The sequence below is a fragment of the Labrys sedimenti genome, from assembly GCF_034424805.1.
Taxonomy (GTDB): Bacteria; Pseudomonadota; Alphaproteobacteria; order Rhizobiales; family Labraceae; genus Labrys; species Labrys sedimenti.
Map to the genome: position 1 here is coordinate 1 of NZ_JAXOUF010000041.1, position 18,663 is coordinate 18,663.

General features: G+C 60.1%; 16 protein-coding genes and 1 pseudogene. 6 read left to right on the forward strand and 11 right to left on the reverse strand.

Annotated features, from left to right (window positions below; translation table 11 throughout):
• Window positions 1-687 precede the first annotated feature (687 nt).
• From U1R88_RS34405 to U1R88_RS34440, 8 genes are all read right to left on the reverse strand, one after another.
• Window positions 688-1,386: a VIT1/CCC1 transporter family protein gene (locus tag U1R88_RS34405; RefSeq protein ID WP_322435376.1), complete on the reverse strand. Its 699-nt coding sequence runs from the start codon at window positions 1,384-1,386 to the stop codon at window positions 688-690.
• 387 nt (window positions 1,387-1,773) lie between these two features.
• Window positions 1,774-2,829 carry a linear amide C-N hydrolase gene (locus tag U1R88_RS34410; protein WP_322435377.1) on the reverse strand — a complete coding sequence of 352 codons (1,056 nt, stop codon included), beginning with the start codon at window positions 2,827-2,829 and terminating at the stop codon, window positions 1,774-1,776.
• Between the two features lie 44 nt (window positions 2,830-2,873).
• Window positions 2,874-3,701, reverse strand: a complete 828-nt coding sequence (locus U1R88_RS34415; protein WP_425545530.1) for a hypothetical protein — start codon at window positions 3,699-3,701, stop codon at window positions 2,874-2,876.
• 418 nt (window positions 3,702-4,119) lie between these two features.
• Entirely contained in the window at window positions 4,120-5,118 is a 999-nt protein-coding gene (locus tag U1R88_RS34420; protein ID WP_322435378.1) for an FAD:protein FMN transferase, read from the reverse strand.
• Entirely contained in the window at window positions 5,099-7,306 is a 2,208-nt protein-coding gene (locus U1R88_RS34425) for a PepSY domain-containing protein (protein ID WP_322435379.1), read from the reverse strand. The genes U1R88_RS34420 and U1R88_RS34425 overlap by 20 nt, the downstream gene beginning before the upstream one ends.
• A 12-nt stretch (window positions 7,307-7,318) precedes the next feature.
• Complete coding sequence (locus U1R88_RS34430; RefSeq protein WP_322435380.1) at window positions 7,319-7,789, reverse strand: DUF2271 domain-containing protein; 471 nt, start codon at window positions 7,787-7,789, stop codon at window positions 7,319-7,321.
• 43 nt (window positions 7,790-7,832) lie between these two features.
• Window positions 7,833-8,192, reverse strand: a complete 360-nt coding sequence (locus tag U1R88_RS34435; protein WP_322435381.1) for a hypothetical protein — start codon at window positions 8,190-8,192, stop codon at window positions 7,833-7,835.
• Between the two features lie 432 nt (window positions 8,193-8,624).
• On the reverse strand, window positions 8,625-8,942 hold the full coding sequence (locus tag U1R88_RS34440) for a PepSY domain-containing protein (RefSeq protein WP_322435382.1): 318 nt from the start codon (window positions 8,940-8,942) through the stop codon (window positions 8,625-8,627).
• A 149-nt stretch (window positions 8,943-9,091) separates the two neighbouring features.
• On the opposite strand from U1R88_RS34440, the gene U1R88_RS34445 reads away from it, so the two are divergent.
• Window positions 9,092-9,751 (forward strand): response regulator transcription factor, encoded by a 660-nt coding sequence (locus tag U1R88_RS34445; RefSeq protein WP_322435383.1) that lies wholly within the window; start codon window positions 9,092-9,094, stop codon window positions 9,749-9,751.
• Window positions 9,748-11,082, forward strand: coding sequence for a sensor histidine kinase (locus U1R88_RS34450; RefSeq protein WP_322435384.1), 1,335 nt, complete (start codon window positions 9,748-9,750; stop codon window positions 11,080-11,082). The genes U1R88_RS34445 and U1R88_RS34450 overlap by 4 nt, the downstream gene beginning before the upstream one ends.
• A 148-nt stretch (window positions 11,083-11,230) precedes the next feature.
• On the opposite strand, the pseudogene U1R88_RS34455 reads toward U1R88_RS34450, so the two are convergent.
• The 3 genes and pseudogenes from U1R88_RS34455 to U1R88_RS34465 all read right to left on the reverse strand — a co-directional run.
• Window positions 11,231-11,546: pseudogene (locus U1R88_RS34455) on the reverse strand (NADPH-dependent FMN reductase family protein); the annotation flags it as partial.
• A gap of 289 nt (window positions 11,547-11,835) precedes the next feature.
• Window positions 11,836-13,458, reverse strand: coding sequence for a chaperonin GroEL (gene groL / locus U1R88_RS34460; protein ID WP_322435385.1), 1,623 nt, complete (start codon window positions 13,456-13,458; stop codon window positions 11,836-11,838).
• A gap of 127 nt (window positions 13,459-13,585) precedes the next feature.
• Complete coding sequence (locus U1R88_RS34465; protein WP_322435386.1) at window positions 13,586-13,825, reverse strand: hypothetical protein; 240 nt, start codon at window positions 13,823-13,825, stop codon at window positions 13,586-13,588.
• Between the two features lie 272 nt (window positions 13,826-14,097).
• On the opposite strand from U1R88_RS34465, the gene U1R88_RS34470 reads away from it, so the two are divergent.
• From U1R88_RS34470 to U1R88_RS34485, 4 genes are all read left to right on the forward strand, one after another.
• On the forward strand, window positions 14,098-14,994 hold the full coding sequence (locus tag U1R88_RS34470; protein WP_322435387.1) for a universal stress protein: 897 nt from the start codon (window positions 14,098-14,100) through the stop codon (window positions 14,992-14,994).
• A gap of 1,075 nt (window positions 14,995-16,069) precedes the next feature.
• Window positions 16,070-16,567, forward strand: a complete 498-nt coding sequence (locus tag U1R88_RS34475) for an Hsp20/alpha crystallin family protein (RefSeq protein WP_322435388.1) — start codon at window positions 16,070-16,072, stop codon at window positions 16,565-16,567.
• Window positions 16,568-16,632: 65 nt separating this feature from the next.
• The gene (locus U1R88_RS34480) at window positions 16,633-17,280 is read left to right on the forward strand and encodes a BON domain-containing protein (RefSeq protein WP_322435389.1); all 648 of its coding nucleotides are present in this window, start codon (window positions 16,633-16,635) and stop codon (window positions 17,278-17,280) included.
• 815 nt (window positions 17,281-18,095) lie between these two features.
• Window positions 18,096-18,497 (forward strand): response regulator, encoded by a 402-nt coding sequence (locus U1R88_RS34485; protein WP_322435390.1) that lies wholly within the window; start codon window positions 18,096-18,098, stop codon window positions 18,495-18,497.
• The last annotated feature ends 166 nt before the right edge of the window (window positions 18,498-18,663 follow it).

The following is an 18,663-nucleotide window of genomic DNA, read 5'->3' on the forward strand; positions in this document are numbered from 1 at the left end:
CACACACCTTCTTCTCGGCAATCTGCATCGCAGCCGCAGTCATCTTCTGGATCTGATCAATGAGTCCTAAGCCTAGAGACCGCCCGGCTAGAGAATTCTCAAGGCTGACGGCTCATGGCAGACGAAAGGCTCAAAACAAAGCCCCGCCAAGCGATTGCTTGAGCGGGGTTTATCGTAGTCTGTGCGGTTTTTTCGTACAAAATCGTGGTTGCGGGGGCAGGATTTAATCATTACTTGCGATCGTTACAACCACACGACAGCGTACTAAAAATTCTACCCTCTGGCGATCCTAGCGGATTATTTCATACTGCTGCGTAGCGTCGAATATTGACATTAGAAGTGCCGGGACTTTCTCTTTTTGTTGTTGCATCTCGGGTCTACCTATTATCAGGCTCTTCCAAAAGCCCAATGGAAGCACAAAATTCGGGACATCCTGCGCCAGCGCGGCAACGACCTACGCGGAGCGGTTTAAGGATTTTGTCCTCAACTTCGGACGACTTCCCCCATGAGTCTGAGGTTTATTGTTTGGGCCCTCTCCCGTTGGGACTCAATCGAACCGCACATGCCCGGCTATTCTGATCTGAAGCGGAATTTCATGGTCGAAGGAGAAAACCTACCATCATAACTGCCATCCTCGACAAAGTCGCAGGATTACACCTGACTATTTCAGCCAGCAGGGACAGAGAATTAGGCTGCAACGCCGAAAACTCTGCCCACGACAGCAGTCGCTATCATGGCAAGGGCGCCCCAGAATGTCACCCGGATAGCGCCTCTGAGGATCCCGGCGCCCCCCGCCGAAGCCCCCAGCGCTCCGAGAACCGCCAGTGCGACCAATGTGGTGATGGCAACTGCCAGGGTTATCTGGTCGGCGGGAGCCATAAAGGCAACGAGCAGAGGCATGACCGCGCCGGCCGCAAACGTCAGGGCGGAAACGATGGCCGCCTGAATGGGATTGGCGGCCGCAGCTTCCGAGATCCCGAGCTCATCACGTGCATGCGCCCCCAGCGCATCTCGCGCCATGAGCTGACTAGCGACCTGCCGGGCGAGCCCTTGGTCGAGACCGCGCTCCACATAGATATGTGTCAGTTCATCGAGCTCCGCTTCGGGATCTTCCCGCAACTCGCGCGTCTCGCGCTCGAGATCGGCCTTTTCGGCGTCGGCCTGGGAACTGACCGACACATATTCTCCGGCGGCCATCGACATCGCACCAGCCACCAGGCCGGCAAGCCCGGACAGCAGCACCGCACTCTGCCCTACACCGGCCGAGGCCACGCCGACAACGAGACTGGCCGTTGAGACGATGCCGTCATTTGCGCCCAAAACGGCCGCGCGCAGCCAGCCGATACGGTGCACCATATGAATTTCGGAATGGGAGAGTCTACTCATCGATAAGCACCACGCATTTCCGGGCTGGGATGGAAACAAGGTATATGGAACTTGGACTGTGCGATGCAGGCGACCCTCAAATACCGTGCACGCCATTCGAGATAGCCGCCTTTCTACCTCTTCGGTGAGACGAGCGCCGGCGTCGTCAAACGTCAAGTCAGCGTATGCCCCCCCATCCCCGACACCATCGATGCCGGCCCGCCACCTCGATCCATGCCGGAACGACCAATGCAGCACATTGATCTGGATCAGACCGCGACAAATCCCGACCTAACGCTCAGCGTGCATGGGCATTGGACGATCGTCCCTGCAGCAATATCCGCGGGCACCGAAACCCGGCTCCCGAACCGGACTTTTTAGGCGAGATCACGCAGTCGACATGACAGTTCACTCGGCAGCCATGAAGCTAAAAGGTTTTGCCGGGACGAACTGGTTCGACGCTTCGCCGGCGAGGATTCGGCTCATGTCCGTTCCGACGTCCAGTTTGCGGACAGCCGCGTCCCTGGAGAAGTCGAGCTTCTTCAAATCCACCCAGAATACGTTGGGAGATGTCGCTGACTCACCATAGAATAGCATGCTCTTCTGATCCGCCACCACACGCCAGCGGGTCGTGGACAGGTTCGGCGCATCGGGCAGGCTTACGCCATAAGGCGCGGAAGCGTTGCGGATCACGCTGAACACCGCGGCTGCCGCAATCCGGGGGTCGTCGCTTTGCGTCACCGTATTGATGTAAAAGCCCGCGCGCACGAAACGATCCTCCGAACGGCCACTGCCGGGAAGGAAGTTGAGCGAATCGACGGCGCTCCAGTATTTCTGATTGGCGAGTTGGTAATCATAGGGCGGATCATTCGTCACCACTTGATATGTGCGCGCATGATGGATGCTCAGCGCCCCGCCGATCCACTCCAGGACCGCGCTGTCACCCGTGGCATCGGAGAGCGTCAGATGCAGCGGCGCGAGGCTGCCGGGCCGACCGGGCACCTCGCCGCTTACGACTTGCACAGGGTGATCGCGCGTATAATTGACCGCCTCCGCAACGGTTGCGAACTGATCGAGGTAGAATTGCGCCCAGATCGAGAGCGACATGCGAGGCGTCGCGCCATCGTCTTGCGGGAACTTTGTGGCGTTGAGCCATAACAGGCTAGCGTTGAGTCCGGCCTCGTTCAGGCCATCGACCGTCGAGATATCGTAACCGGAGACAGCCAGGCTACCGAATTTCGACGTCCATTCCACGGAACGCGGACCGGCAGCCCCGTTTCGCTTCATCCCGCGGGGAAAGACCCAGAAATTGCTGACCATCGGATCCTTGAAGTCCATGTTTCGGCCCGTGAGGATGCGCCCGGCGGGTCCTTGATAGACAACTCGTGTGCAGGCCTGTGCCTCGGCGGTCAGCAGCGTCGCAGCGGCAGTCAACATAGTGAGAATGCGCGTGAATCGAGACATTTATAACACCAAATCCATATGAAGAGTGCACCAAACCCTGCCGCTCAGAACCGGTAGGTCATGCCGAGAACCGGGCCGCTCAGACGCGTGTCGTAGGTATGACCACCGCGATCGTAGCGGACGTCCAGGACCTTGTAGCCCGCAGAAGCGGACAAGCGATCGGAGAACGCATAATTGACGGTCGCCAAAGCCGACCATGTAAGCGAGGAACCCGCACCAAAGCCGCCGATATCGGCCTGCGCCTGCACCGACAGCCTATCCATCACGGGAAGGAATGCACGCAGCCCGACCACGGGGTCCACCCAGCCAAAGCCTTCGCCATGGCGGGCTGATCGGGATCCGATGGCGGGGTGGCTGATCCTCATCGTCACATCGTTCGAGATATACCAGAAACGCGCGCCCGCCAGGGTATCGAGCGTGAACCGCGATGTGTCGATGACGCGATAGCCGCCCTGCAAAGTCGCCGTGAACTGCTTCGTGTCGACCTTCGCGGCAACGCTGGCTCCGGAAGGTATTACGATGCCTGAGCCCGGTATCCTGAGCGCCGGCAGAGGACCGCTGCCATGACTGTCCGAGCTGTCGACATACATCACGTCGCCCGAGACGACAAAGCGGTCATAGCGACCCCATATGTTGACGAAGCCACCGAAATTGAGGTGATCCAGCACGTCGGAGAACGACTTCTCGACGCCGATCGTCGGGCCACGCCGGAACGGTGAGATATGTCCTTCGAGCCCGGTGGCCCACATATAGGACGTGATCTGTAACGCCCAAGTCGAACCTTCCATTACGGCCGGGACTTGCTTTTCCGGCTGATCGTCGCCGATGTCCGCGCCATAGGCGACATGCGCGCCGCAAAGGGAAAAGGCCATGAAAGCGGCATGCAAGATCGAAGGCACCTCGCCGATGCGTGTGAAGCTCGACCTCTTCCTGCGACTGCGAGCGGGACCATGCCAAGCCTGGGTCGGGCGTTGAAACTTTCCAACAAATCGAAACGGCACAATGCGCCTCATATGGTTACATGTACGCCACCTAGACCATTGGCATCCATTAGTAAATACACCGACATAAATACTGAAATCCCGATATTTTATCAAATAAAACCTGGATTTAGAGCTGAATATATAATATATAGCAACGAGAACTCGTTATCTACAAGACAATCCCGCTCCCGTCGTGAGAGGCGACGATGGCATAGCTGGCGTCGGTACAGTTCTATTCCATGAATAGACAAAGTTCATGGCGCATGAATTCAGTGCGGGATACGATACATAGTCTCCACAGAAACAACTATGACGGTACGGCGTTGAGCGCCGGGTCCGCGCCTGGAGACGATGGTTGCCCGCATTCAAACAGGCGGCCGATCCGACACACTCGAAGGCTATGCGCCTCACCGCGGCATAAGAACAGCGCATCGACACCTCTCTGCCTGGCAAGCTCAGCCCCCCTATCCGGGCCGAGTACCATGAGGGCGGTAGCCCAGGCATCGGCCTCCACACAGCGAGGTGCGAGCACCGTGACAGAGGCTGGAGACGCCGCCAGCGGCGCGCCGCTGGCCGGGTCCATGGTGTGGGAGAGGCGTCGGCCCTGAATCTCGATCCAGTGACGATAGTCACCGGACGTAGCGACGGCACAATCCTGCAGGGACAGAATTGAATGCGGCGTACGACGGTTGGGGTGCGGCTCCTCCAAAGCGATCGTCCAGGCTTCGCCGTCAGGTCGCAAGCCAATCGCCCGCATCTCGCCGTCGATCCCCACGAGCCCGTTGCCGACGCCGAAGCCATCGAGAACTGCGGCTAGACGATCGACGCCGTAGCCTTTTGCGATGCCATTGAGGTCAAGCGTGATCGGCATCCGTTTTCGAACCCTGGTTCCGTCGATCTCCAGGGCATGGTAAGCTGGGAGGCGTCTTGCCTGCATCGCACGACGGATCCGGTCGGCGCTGGCTTCGGCCGAAGCGAAGCCCCACGCGGCCACGGCATCGCCCATGCCAATATCGAAAGCGCCGCCAGAATCCCGGCCCACGTTCAGCCCCAGCCTGATCACGTCGAGAAGATGGTCGGGAACGGGCACCCACGTCCTTACTGGAGCCCGGTTAAGGCGCATGAGGTCGCTGTCGGGTTTCCAGGTCGACATCTGCGCGTCGACCTCGTCGATTGCCAGCTGCAGCGCTGCCTGGGCGGTTCCTGCATCGAAGCAGGAAGGAGTGTAGAAGAGCGCGGACCAGCGCGTACCCATCGTCGGCCCATGGAGGGCCTGACGCACGGGATCAGTAGACATCCTCGACATAGCGCCCCTCCTTCTTCAGGATCGCGAGCGACAGGCCGAGGGGCTCGAGTATCCGCGTCATCGCTTCGGACACGCCGGTCGCCATCTGCCGCCCGCCGCAGACCATGACCCGGGCGTCCTTGCCGATCGCCCGACTTATTTCGAGCTGCTCGGCGCTCAGTGCGTCCTGAACGTAGCGTGGCTGCGCCCCGCGAGAGACCGCCGTGCAAAGATGAGACAGCCTGCCTGCGCTCGCCCAGGTTTTGAGTTCGTCGCGATAGGGAAAGGCGTCCTCCGTAAATCGCATGCCGAAGAAGAGGCGGATCGGTCGCCGCGAGACATTGGCGCGGATGAAACCGGCCAGTGGCCCTATTCCCGTGCCCGCCCCGATGAGAATGAGAGGAACGCCGTCGTTTGCAGCGTGGAATGCAGGATTGTCACGAATGAAGCCTGTGACCGCCTCGCCTGGTTCGAGCGCCATGAGTTCACCGGAACACACGCCTCCGGGGTGCATGCGCACCACAATCTCGATGAAACCGTCCCGGCTGCTTGAAGCGAGCGAATAGAAGCGCGGCACCGACGATCCCATTGGGACGATCCCGAGCAGATCTCCAGCCTCGAAGTGGACGAACCCGCCACCGGTCAGGCGCTGCCAAGCGGATGTAGTTGGCAGGGCGAAGCGCAAGATCGCGGTCGGAGACTGGACACCATGGCCGAAGTCACGCCGCGAGAGAAGCATCAGCGCCTCCGTGTCGAAGCGTGCCGCCTGGTGGTTCAGCTCCAGGCCGATGCCGAGCGCGGCCCCCAATCCCCTGCCCCAGCGGGAGAATGCCTGCGGTGACTGGCGGTCCACCGTTTCCAGGGGGAGCAGAAGCGGCCAGCCCCCGGCTTTCGCGGCCGCGACGACTGCCCTGGGGTAGGCGCAAAAATCCGGAAAACTCCGGTCGCCGAAACCAAGCACGGCCAGCGTTGCGTTCGGCGCGGCGGAAAGGCCGGTCAGCCGATCCAGAAATCCCTTCGCCGTAACGGGCGCGTCGCCGGCGCCGTAGGTCGCGGTCAGCACGACATATTGCTGTGCGCTGGAAAAACGCCGAGGGTCGAATGCCGACATCGGCGCGGTGTGGACGCGCTGCCCGGCGCCCGTCAGTGCCAAATGCAACGTCGCGGCAAATCCCCAGGTACTTCCGCCTTCACTTCCCACGAGAATGACGGTCTTCGCACGCCCCGGCGCGGCGTTGTCGCGGATCCTGGGGCGGCTAGCGACACCTTTCACCCAGATGAGCAGGCCGGTGGCACCCATGATAGGAACGGCAAGCGCCATGAGGCCGAGAAGCACGCCGAGAAGCGCGGCTCCTTCCCCGGTGTGGAGCATGTAGATGGTCTCGGATAGTCTCGCCCAGCCGCTTGAAGCCGACCAGCCGACCGTGTTCCCCGTTCCCTGATCGAGATAGGCGGTCCCCTCGTCCGTCCTGAGCGTAAAGACATCGGCTGCATCTCCCGGTTGGGGGAAGCTGAGCTCGCGCAGATTGGAAACGGATGTGGCCGCAAGCAGCGGCATAGATGCCAGCGGGAAAGCGCTTGTTCCGCTGACCTTGGCGGGCAGCGCCGGAAAGGCGGACTTGTCCGGGAGGAATCCGAAGGTCGAAGCCGTCATCCCCAATGCGGTCACTGACGATAGCACAAGCCCGAACACGGCGCCTCGCGCCAGTTCGACGTGGATACGCCCTGCCGCTGGTCCCGGAATCGGGTAAAACCAGCGCCTCCATCCACCGGCACGTCGTGCGATGAACACCGAGCCCGACACGGCGATGGCCAGCATCGCCGCCGCTCCTAAAGCCATGATGATACGGCCGGCATCGTCCAGGAACAGCGAACGATGCAGGTTGGTGAGCCAGCGCCGTACCGGGTTGGGATCGGCTGAAGCCACAGCAGCCCCTGTTGATGGGTCGATCACGGCGGATCGCGGCCCACTGCCGTCATACCAGTAGGCGGTGATGCGTCCTGACGGCGAGCGCCTGATCTGCTCGACGCCCGGGAAGGCGGCCTTGATGCCCGCCGCGAGGGTTGCGACACTCATCGCCTCTTCCGTCTGTGGCGCGGAAATCCGCTCCGCGGCCGGAAAAACCGACAGTGCCGCGCCGCTGACGGCGAGAAGCGTCACGAGGATCAGGGCTGGCAGGCCCAGCCAACGGTGGAGGGCACGGATCATCGCTGCGGCCTCTTACAAGCCGTAGTTGAAGTTCGCGATGTAGCGGCGGCCAGGGACGAGCTGGCCCGCCCCCTGGGTGGTCAGCGGCACGGCGATCTCATTAGGGCTGTCGCGCATGTCTTCCACAGCCGCATCCACGTGGAGGACATAGCCGGCGTCGAACAGCGCGTCGGCAAGGTCGAGCGTAATCTTCAGCCGCCGTCCGGCCCCCACGCTCGCTCCCGTGATGCCGTCGATCTGTTTCGCCTTGCCACCCGCCATGCGGTACCAGTCCGACAGGTGCTCGTGATATCTGGACTTCGTTCCGGCCATCCACAGGCTGCCGGCATAGCCTCCGTTGGGATCGGTGACATAGATGGCGAGGTACGCGCCGTTGCCGCCATAGTTCTTGAGCGCAGTGGTGAGGGTGATAGGCCGCGCGATGGCGACGCTGGGAAGGGTCAATGCCGTAGTCAGCGCCAGAGCGGCGAATATGGTTCTCATGGTCCTGTTTCCCCTTAATCGATGCAGTTGCTGAACCAACGGCTCAATTCACCCGCGCCTTGGGCGCCGTGCCGGTCCCGAAGAGACCGTTATTCGGGGGGGCCACGCTTCCCGCAGGCCCCGGCCCGACGTTGCCGCCTTCCGCATCGTCGCCATCCTCGTCATCGCCTTGATCATGGTCCTCGCCATCACCCGAACGGCGCCGGCTGTGTTCCTGGCCGTGATCGACGCCCTCGTCGCCACTGATCGGCACTGCGACGATGCCGGAGGCGCGTGAGGCAGCCGAGATCGCATCGGCCGTTCCTTCGGGCTGATCGGCGCCGCGCATCATGCTCCATGCGGGGAGGCCGATTCCGGCAACGAGACCCGCCGATACAAGGACGATGGCAAGAGTTCTTTTCATGGCAGTAGCTCCTTTCTGAGTGGATACTGTCTTGAAGGCTGCCCCTGCTCCTTTGCTGAACGGAATGGATTTTCTGCTTCAGGTAGCGGTCAGGAATCCGCGACGAGCTGGGTTGGCGAGCCGATATGGACCGGTGAGCCGAGGAGCGCAGGCCTCTTGTGGTTGCGATTGCAGCCTTGCCGGCCAAATGGTCCGGCGTGCGCCACGCCCGTCCTGCCCATGCAAAGCAACGTCCAAAGGGCAACGACCGCGTATCTCGCAAAAATGTGCACCGACCCCATAATGTCCGGTGTTCACTCTCGCATGCATCGACATCCCCGGTGCCCGATCCAGGCCCAAAAGCGTCCATCATTCTTCGTTGAAGAGTGCGGGAGCCAAACGTGCTCCGGCGGTGCAATATCCTCCCCAGACCACGACTGCGGTAAGACAGGTTCACTGATCGCCTTGATGATCTTCGTCGTCGCGATGCCGGTGGACTGCACGCTGCCCGTGTTCGACTTCGATGATCCGCAGGGTCGATGGATGGACTTTCACCTCGATCCGCTGGCCTTGCGCGTCAGTGCCGTCAATCTCATAGCAGCCGTCGTCGATCTTGATGCGCCGCACCGTCCAGCCGTTCTGGACGGCGAGCGCGGCAACGGCCTCCCTTGGCTTCCAGTCCGACATCGGCGTGAAGCATTCGTCGTCTGCCAGTGCCGGCCTCGCGTACAAGATGGCGGAACAGGCAAGAAGGGTCAGGACGAACCGCATAGGCCTGGGACTCCGCTCCAACTGGTTTTGCGCAAGCGCAAACATCGATGACGGAGCTGACGCTATCCTGAAGCTTACACGCGATCCGGTTCAGCATGGTGTCAGGACCGAGCGGCAAGAAGGGCAGAGGCCGTAGAGGGTGAACCACAATGCGAATCCTTTTGATAGAGGATGATGACGTGCTTGGTACGGCCGTACGCGACCAGATTGCCGGCGATGGTCACTCCGTCGACTGGGTGAGGCGGATCGACGCAGCCAGGGACGCCATGGCGATCGCCAGCTACGACCTGATCCTGCTCGATTTGATGCTCCCCGACGGCCGGGGAATCGTGTTCCTTCGCCACCGCAGGTCTATCGGTGATGTCACGCCTGTCATTATCCTGACAGCGCTCGACCAGGTATCGGACCGCATCGAAGGCCTGACCGCGGGGGCCGACGATTACCTTGTCAAACCATTTGATCTCGACGAGTTGTCGGCCCGTATCGGCTCGGTGGCCCGACGATATTCGGGTAACCCCAACCCCGTCATCCGCCTGCGCTCCCTGGAGATCGACATCGCCCGCCGAAGCGTGCGGCGCAATGGCCAACCCGTTCGCCTGACGGCACGCGAATGGGTCTTGCTGGAGGCGCTCCTGACGCGGCCGGGCCAGTTGCTTTCGAAGGCACGACTCCAGGAAAAACTCTACGACTTCGACGCCGAAGTGGAGAGCAACACCATCGAGGTCCATATCAGCAGATTGCGCAAGAAGCTCGGTACCGATCTCGTCGAAACCGAACGAGGGCTCGGCTACAGGCTGGCTCCGGCATGAAGGGTCCCCGAAGCCTGCAAGGCAGGCTCCTGCTCTGGTTGGGGACGGTCCTGCTCCTGATCTGGATCGGCGCGGCGTGGACAACGACAATCCTGCTGAAACACGGCATCGAGGAGATTTTCGATTCCGCCCTGCAGGAGACCTCTCAGCGCCTGCTTCCCCTGGCTGTGCTGGACATCGTGGGTCGCGAGGATGGAGATGCCGCCAGCCAGCGCCTTGGCACGATCCGAAGCCATGACGAGCCTTTCAGCTACATCGTCCGCGATGGCAAGGGCAGGATCCTCCTCCAGTCGCACGCTGCAGACGTCTCCGTTTTCCCGCCTTATGAACGGCCCGGGTTCAGTCGAACGGCAACGCACCGCTTGTACAGTGAAGAGGCTCTGCAGGGCACGGTGCGGATTACGATAGCGGAACCACTCGCCTATCGGACCGGGGTCGTGCGAGATGTCCAAATAGGTCTCGGTCTGCCAATCCTCCTGGTAATTCCGGCAGCCTTCATCGCCATTGTGCTCGCCGTCCGCAAAGGCGTAAGACCACTGCGGGCGTTTCAGGAACAACTGGAAACCCGGAACGAGAAAGACCTCGGGCCGGTCGCCTCCGGCGATCTGCCCAGCGAGATCGCGCCATTAGCCGCTACCTTGAACGCACTGCTTGAAAGGCTCCGGTCTGCCTTCGAAGCCGAACGCAGCCTCGCTGCGAATACTGCTCATGAATTGAGGACCCCCCTGGCTGGGGCGATTGCCCAAGCCCAGCGCATCCGCAAGGAAACCGCCGAGCCGCAAACTGCCCAGCGGGGAGCCGATATCGAAATGGCTCTCAAGCGGCTAGCGGCGCGGGCCGAGCGTCTCATGCAGCTCGCGCGAGCCGAAGGCAGCCAGCTTCGGCTGGATCGGCCATCGGACCTGCGCGCGGCGCTACACGCGGTTATCGACGACATTCAGAAGAGCCTACCACAGCCCAGGATATCCCTAAGGGTGCCGCAGGCTCCGGTCATGTCGGACATCGACCCCGATGCTGTAGGGCTGGTGTGCCGCAACCTAATCGAGAATGCCCTGCAACATGGCAGCAAGACGTCCCCGGTCGATGTGATCCTTGGTTCCGACGGGCTGCTGACCGTGTCAAACGAAGGCCCCGTCGTGCCCCCCCAGACGCTGGCGAAACTGACCGAGCGCTTTGAGCAGGCGGGCCCTTTAGGGCGCGGCAGTGGCATCGGGCTATCGATCGTCTCGACAATCGCCGACCGTATAGGCAGCCCGCTCACGCTGAGGTCACCGAGGCCCAAGACCCGATCCGGTTTCGAAGCGTGTCTCGAATTCGCCGTAACAAGCTAGCCCCATCCGACGGCGTTATTCGATGCCGGCGCCAATCTACCCCCGAAGATCCCTATGCGGCGTAGAATAAGACTCCACGATAATCGTAGCCCTCCAGACGCAGCCCATGCCACGGCGTGCGGTCCTGGTCACTGCAGTTGTGCCAGCCTCAAACAAGCTTCAGAGCTGCTTGTGGTCCCTTCCGCTGGCTATAGCGATGAGTGAGGTAACCTGAGGCATCGCGTGTCAGCAGGGTGAACCTGCCCAGTTCTTCCATTACATCGACGCCGATAATTCGCATCCAGCGGCCGAGCATACGTATCTGGTTGACCGCTTTGAAGGATTGCGAGCCCCCAGAACCCTGCATAAGAGCAAGTGTCTTGCCCTGGGCGCTCAGGGCTGGACCAGACCTGCTCCTCAGACCATTCCGACAGCTCTCGTAGTTCGCCAACCGTGGGATGATCTATCGGCTCGGTGTCCGGCAAGGAGCCCGGCGACGCAATGCTGCTCGCCTGTACGGCGAGGAGCGCGATCGCCAGGGGTTGGGCGATGCTCTGCTCGCCCTGGAAGCCGAACGGCAGCACCAGGGTAGCGAGGAGGGACAGCACGGAGACGACCGATGCGGACGAGAAAATGCTCGAGCGTCGCTTGGCATCCCACGACCAGCAAGCGGTGGCGGAGCCATTGCGCTACGATCACGATCGGCAGGACGAGCTTGCCCCAGCTCCTGGTTGAGATTGCACCATGCCACGGCATCCTTGCTGGCTGCAGCACCTAGAGGCCCATTTCAGGGGTCATTGACGGCTCGGGTCTTGCTTCAGGGATTTCGGTCATGATAGCCTCGGTCAACAACAGCGTACTGGCAACCGACACCGCGTTTTCGAGCGCAACCCGCACAACCTTGGTCGGATCGATAATGCCGGCGTCGATCAGGTCGACATATTCCTTGCGACTGGCGTCAAAGCCAAAATTCCCCTTTCCCTCCAGCATGCGTGCCACCACGACCCCTCCATCGACAGCACTGTTCTCTGCAATCTGACGTACAGGCACCTCCAGAGCCCGCCTGAGTATCTGGACGCCCGTGCGCTCGTCACCCTCGCATGCCTGCTCTTCTTCACTGACCACTCCGATACATCGGATAAGAGCCAGTCCTCCACCCGGTACCACCCCCTCGGCTACGGCAGCCTTGGTCGCATTGATTGCATCATCGAGCGCTTCTTTCTTCGACTTCATTTCGGCCTCGGTCGGCGCTCCCACCCTGATGACGGCAACCCCTCCTGAGAGCTTGGCCAGCCTCTCCTTGAGTTTTTCCAGATCATACTGACTGGTGGTATCGGCAATCTCCCGGCGTATCTGCTCGGTCCGTGCCTTGATGGCAGGCTGGGCCCCAGCCCCGCCGATGATGGTTGTCGTGTCCTTGTCGACAAGGACCCTCTTGGCATGGCCGAGTTGATCGAGCGTGACGCTTTCGAGCTTGATGCCGAGTTCTTCCGATACCACCTGCGCCCCGGTGAGGATGGCGATGTCCTGGAGCAAAGCTTTGCGCCTGTCACCAAACCCCGGTGCCTTGACCGCGCAGCTCTTCAGAATGCCGCGAGCATGATTGACGATGAGTGTGGCGAGTGCCTCCGTCTCGACCTCCTCCGCGATGATCAGCAGAGGCGCACTGGACTTGGCGAGAGACTCCAACAACTTTACCAGGTCATTCAGCGTAGCGATCTTGCGATCGGCGATCAGGATCGAGACGTCTTCGAGTACACACTCCATTTTTTCGGTATCGCTGGCAAAATAGGGAGAAAGGAAGCCTCGATCGAACTGCATCCCCTCGACAACTTCCAACGCCGTCTCGGTCGTGCGTGACTCCTCGACTGTAATCACGCCTTCGTTGCCGACCTTTTCCATGGCCGCACCGATCAGTTCACCGATGACCGGATCGTTGTGAGCCGAAATCGTAGCAACCTGTTCCTTCTCGCGACGGGTGTGGACCGGGCGGGAAATCGCCTGCAGATAGGCAAGGGCTCGCTTTGTCCCCCGATCCATGCCTCTCTTCAGATCGATGGCGCTGGCACCGGCCACGACATTGCGGACGCCGTCAGCAAACAGTGCGTGCGCGAGGATCGTGGCGGTACTCGTACCGTCGCCGACGATTTCACCGGTTTTCTCCGCAGCTTGGCGCAGCATGCGCGCACCGAGATTTTCCTCCGGATCCTTCAAGTCGAATTCCTTGGCAATCGTGACGCCATCGTTGCAGATCAGAGGAGCTTGCCATTTTTTTTCAATGAGAACGGCCTTGGAGCGCGGGCCGAGGGTCACACGCACGGCATCGGCCAGCAAGCTCGCACCTTTGAGAACTTTCTCGCGGGCCTGCGAGCGAAAGAGAACCTGTTTATGCGTCATGGTACGATCTCCACGGAAAGGAAAATCAAGAGGCAAATATGGGCCGTCACCAATCATCGCGGACCATGGGTTCCGCTCAAGAACGCCGATCATGCTGCGGTCTCGGAAGAGCCGGCTCGCCGGCCGTTCAGTATCCGAGCGGCAAGAGATTACGAGCACCGGCTGGGACGTTGCCCATTTGCAGCGCGGGCTCGGCCTGGCCCGTTCCCTCTCCGATCGGCGCACCGGAAGGGATGGCATCGTCCTCGCTGTGGTAGGAGTAGCGGACACCGTTGAAGATCACGATCTGTCCGAGCCGGCCGGCGGTCGGGAAGCGAACACGACGTCGTTTTAGCCGGCTGCCTGGAAAGCTGATAATGTCGCACATGGATCCACCGCCATCGACAGCCTATCAGAAATTGTCACGCGATATTCATTCTATGCTGCGGCCGTGGATCCCGCTTTGATTCATCGCAAGCGCTAACTTTCAGGGTCGTATCGTGGGGTCATTGTTGCCTCTGTACCCGACGCATCGACGTCATGTTGGCCACATGGGTATTTCCTTTGAGCCAGATCAACGCAACGAAGGCTCGGGAACGCGAAGCTGCCTCCCCATGTCGAGCCACACCGATGGCGTGCTTTCCGGTTAAGGAGGATCCAATGAAAGTCGATGTTCCTATTACCGAGGCCATGAATACCAGGACCTCGGGTCACTTCGACAATTACAAGAATATCACGCTTCAGCTGGACGGGAGCAAAGAAGACGAGATTCTCGTTGCACATGCCGAGATATTAGCGACGGCATTTGGCAGCCATCTCACCGGCCTTTTCACCAGCATCTTGCCGGATATTCTGCTCTACGCCAATGATATGGGTACGGCATCCAGCCTGGACATGGTGGATCAGATCAGGTTGCGCACCACCGCAGCAATCGAGAGATTGCAGTCGCGCTTCGAGCGTTTGTCGCCCCTCCATGAGCTCCGTCGCGTCGAAGATTTCGCCGGATGGCTTCCCTCCCTCATGGCGACCGAAATCAGAACGAGCGACCTGTTCATTGGCACTTGTCCTCGCGAGCAAGAAGCCGGTTTCGACTGGAAGCGATTGATCGAAGCCGCACTGTTCGAAAGTGGGCGAGGTGTCTATCTGGTTCCGCCGGCTCAACCACCCAGACAGGCTATCCGCACGGCGCTGGTCGGATGGACCGACACCAAGGAAGCCGCCAGGGCCGTGGCCGAGGCGATGCCTCTTTTGCGCCTCGCGTCGCGTACCAAGATCGTGACGGTGAACGAAGCCGACCAGGGCGGAAACCTCGATAAGAATGCCGACCTGGCTGACATCGCCACCTATCTGGCACGGCACGGGGTGGAGACGGTCGTGGAGGCACTAACCCTCGATCAGAGCGTAGCGAACACGCTCCTGCGCGAAGCCCATCGCATCTCGGCTGACCTCCTCGTTGTCGGCGCCTATGGCCATTCCCGCTTGCGCGAGTGGATCATGGGAGGCACGACGGCCGAATTGCTTGAAACTACCGATATTCCACTGTTGATGGCCCATTGAGAGACAAGGACGGTGAACAGCGAGTCATGCCTGTATCTCATGTGCGAGGAGCCTGCTGCTGGTCGCCCCCCGATGAACAAGCCCGCATTCCGCTCGCTTTGACATCGACTACGGCAGGCGAACCCATGGCCATCAATTCGTGCGCGCAGGAAAAGCATGATGCAGTCACCACGGCGCTTCCTCGCCGCGTAACGCGCCACGACTTCTTCTCGCCCGCGGCTCTCCTCTAGGCCGTCATTCCCGTGCTGGCACTGGTGGCGGGTTGTCGGCGGATATCCTGGGCTACCGCGGCGGTGCGTGCCTCCTGCGGTTTGCGGGCACCGTGTCAGCTCAGATCGTCCTCACGATCGCGATCATCCAGAGCCTGAGGCGCGCGGGTGCCATCGGACCGGTTTGGCAGGATGCCATTGCTCAGCCGCGTCACAGCGCCCCGCACATGGAAATGCCCTTACGGCCTCGGCCTAGTCGTCAAACGTTTCACCGACGGCATATATTTTAGATTGGTTGATCCAAAATTTGTCCTGTATCTGCTGCCGACATAGACGAGTGCCCGCTTTGCTGGAGCGTTGAAGCCTGCAGCAACGCTGATGGTGGGACTTGTCCGGCTTGATCGCCAGGTCAGCGACGCTCAAGCAGATCATGGTGACGATGCACTTGGAGGCTCATCCCCGCACTTGCCGTAGAGGCAGAATGCGGCGCAAGGTGGTAGGGGCTCGGTTCCACCCCCGCATCTTTCCGTACAGATCGCGAGAGGCGTCGACCTTTCGAAAAAGCTCCTTACCTGCGGAATCAAAAAAGAAACAACAGAATACCCCTTCAAAGACACCCTTGAGATCCAAGATATATAACAAAATACAGAATAATTTATTACAATAAAAAATATTGTTGAGATTTATACATAAAATAAATCTTAGAAAATATAATAAAAAACGAATTTTTGTGAATTTCAACCGGACGATTCGTTACGGACAGGGATAAATTCTCATCTTTTTTTGATCGTAATCAACAAGTGCACTCCCGAGATGTGATCGAATAGAGCTACTGGCACCACCGCCAGCATCAATGGAGGCCGAATATGAATGACAAAGCTCTCAATCCAGTCCGCTCGCCTGAGGTGGCTCCCTCATCGGGCAGTCTCTTCGCGTCCCTGCAAAACGAGATCAATCGCTTGTTCAGCGATTTCGGCGCGGGACTTCCCAGTTTGCGGCAGCCGCTATGGACGGGTCTGACGACGAACTCCACGCTCTCTCCACGCATGGACGTGGCCGAGACGGACAAGACCATCGAGCTTACCGCCGAATTGCCCGGGCTACAGGACAAGGACATCGAGGTGACGCTGACGGACAATGTTCTTACCATCCGGGGCGAAAAGAAGTCCGAGAAGGATGAAGAGAACAAGGACTATCATCTTGTCGAGCGCCGCTACGGTTCCTTCGCTCGGCGAATGGAGCTACCTGCCGGTATCGATCCTTCTAAGATCGAAGCCAGATTCTCCAATGGTGTGTTGACGGTGACCGTGGCCAAGATCCCGCCGAGCGTCGCCCAAAAAATCGAGGTCAAGCAGGCTGCTTAAGCGCCTGTTGCGCCTCCGTGGCGGTCCTCGTGTCAATCACGAAACACCAAGCAAGGAGAAAGACAATGGACGACAAGGTATTGCGTCAATCGATCATCGACGCACTCGACTTCGATCCGAGCATCGATGCGGCCCATATCGGGGTCGCAGTAGAGAAGGGTGTCGTGACCCTCAGCGGCCATGTCGGCAGTTACGCCGAGAAGATCGCCGCAGAGATGGCGACACGCCGCGTCAGGGGCGTCCGCGCCATTGCCGAAGAAATAGAGGTCCGCTACCCGGACGGCAAGAAGACGGCGGACGACCAGATTGCCTCCAGAGCCGTCTCGGTCATCGCGTGGGATGCCATGGTCCCCGAGGGAGTTGTCAAGGTCAAGGTCGAAAAGGGCTGGGTTACACTTACCGGTACGGTCGACTGGCAGTTCCAGCGCGAGGCCGCCTACAGGGCCGTGCGCAAGCTCGGCGGGGTCGTTGGTGTGATAAACAGGGTCGAGGTCAAGCCTCGTGTTGCAATCCCCGATGTCAAGGCCAAGATCCTTGCCGCCCTCAAGCGCGATGCCGAATTCGAGGCGGACTCGATTAAAGTGAACGTGATCGGCGACAAGGTCATTCTGGACGGGAACATCAAGGCCTGGCACGAGCGCCAAGTCGCCGAACGCGCCGCCTGGTCGGCCGCGGGCGTATGCAGCGTGGAAGACAATTTACGCGTCGACTGACGTCGTTGGGCGACCGCGCGAGAAGCGGATCGCAGGTCCGGGACGATCCTTCTTGAAAAGGTCGCTTCGCCTCCGGCAGCAACAAAGTACCCTGGGCTGCCGGAGGATGGACGGGAACGAACGAATGCGCGGCAAACCATGCCTTACTCCAGGAGGGCCGCGCGATCCTGCCCCACCTCGGACGCTATGTTTTCGACATCTGCACCTTCAATATTTCCTCCTCGGCAATGCGCTCGAGGCCATGCGGCGACCCGGCTGACCCTGTCGTCGCATACGCTTCGCTCTGCTGCTTCCTTTTGCTCTTGCCAACCCACTTCACCATTGAGCGTGACTTACCCTTCCTCGACAATAGCCTGAACCCTGTTCAAGGGTACATAAACATCCTCGGCCAGAGCGCGGCGACACAAGCAGCGATTTTATCGTCGCTGATGCCAACATCGCCGGGAAGTCTGATTTTGATGGGCTCAACGACTGCCTTTACGTCCTTGACCGGCTTGGTGGCAGCTGCCGCACTGCCTTTCTCAGAAAAGTTCGGAACATGGCCGGCCCAACACTGGGCTCGCATGCAAGCTCCTTGAGAACGGTCTGCCGCAATTCGCTGTCGGCTGACACGGCCTTTTCCTTAACAAGACCGGTACGTCCAGGAGCCCTGCATGAAACAAGGCAATATGCCTTTACACCCATAGCTGTCCCAGCGGTCGAGCAGCGCTTGACGTCGGAAAGCGCGCTTTGACTTGCATCAACCCGTATTCAAGCCGTTGGGATAACCTTGCTTCTGTATCGTTGCCTGGGTCACCCCGGTGCTGGGGGCAGCCATGCCATCCTCAACTCCTGCCATGGTCGTAGCCGTCATCGACGACGACCTAGATGTGCTGGGATCCCTCCGCTTCCTCCTCCAGGCGGAAGGCCTCACGGTGAAGACCTATATCAGTGGCCCCGACTGCCTGGCGCAGTTGGCCTCGAGTTCACCTGACTGCTTCATCATCGACTACAAAATGGATGGAATGGATGGCCTGCAGCTTGCGCAACGTTTGCGTGAAAGAGGGCAACGCAGTCCCATCGTGCTCATCACCGGCTATCCCGACGAGATGATCGAACACAAAGTCCGTCGCGCCGGCATCCAGCACGTCGTTCTCAAGCCACATATTGCCGAAAACCTAATCGCGACGGTTCGCGCTGCTACCGCCGACAGGGATGGCCCCGGCGACATCCGTTGAAGCCCTTAGGGACAGTTCCTTATACCAGCCTGCGTGATCACTGACTCACGCGGGGGATTCCCAAGCGGTCGAAAGTCTGAATCTATGGAGCCCTTGGGTGGAGGGCGTGACCATGGGCTCGGCGATCGGCTTGCGGGCAGATTATGACGGAGCGGCGTTGCGGCGA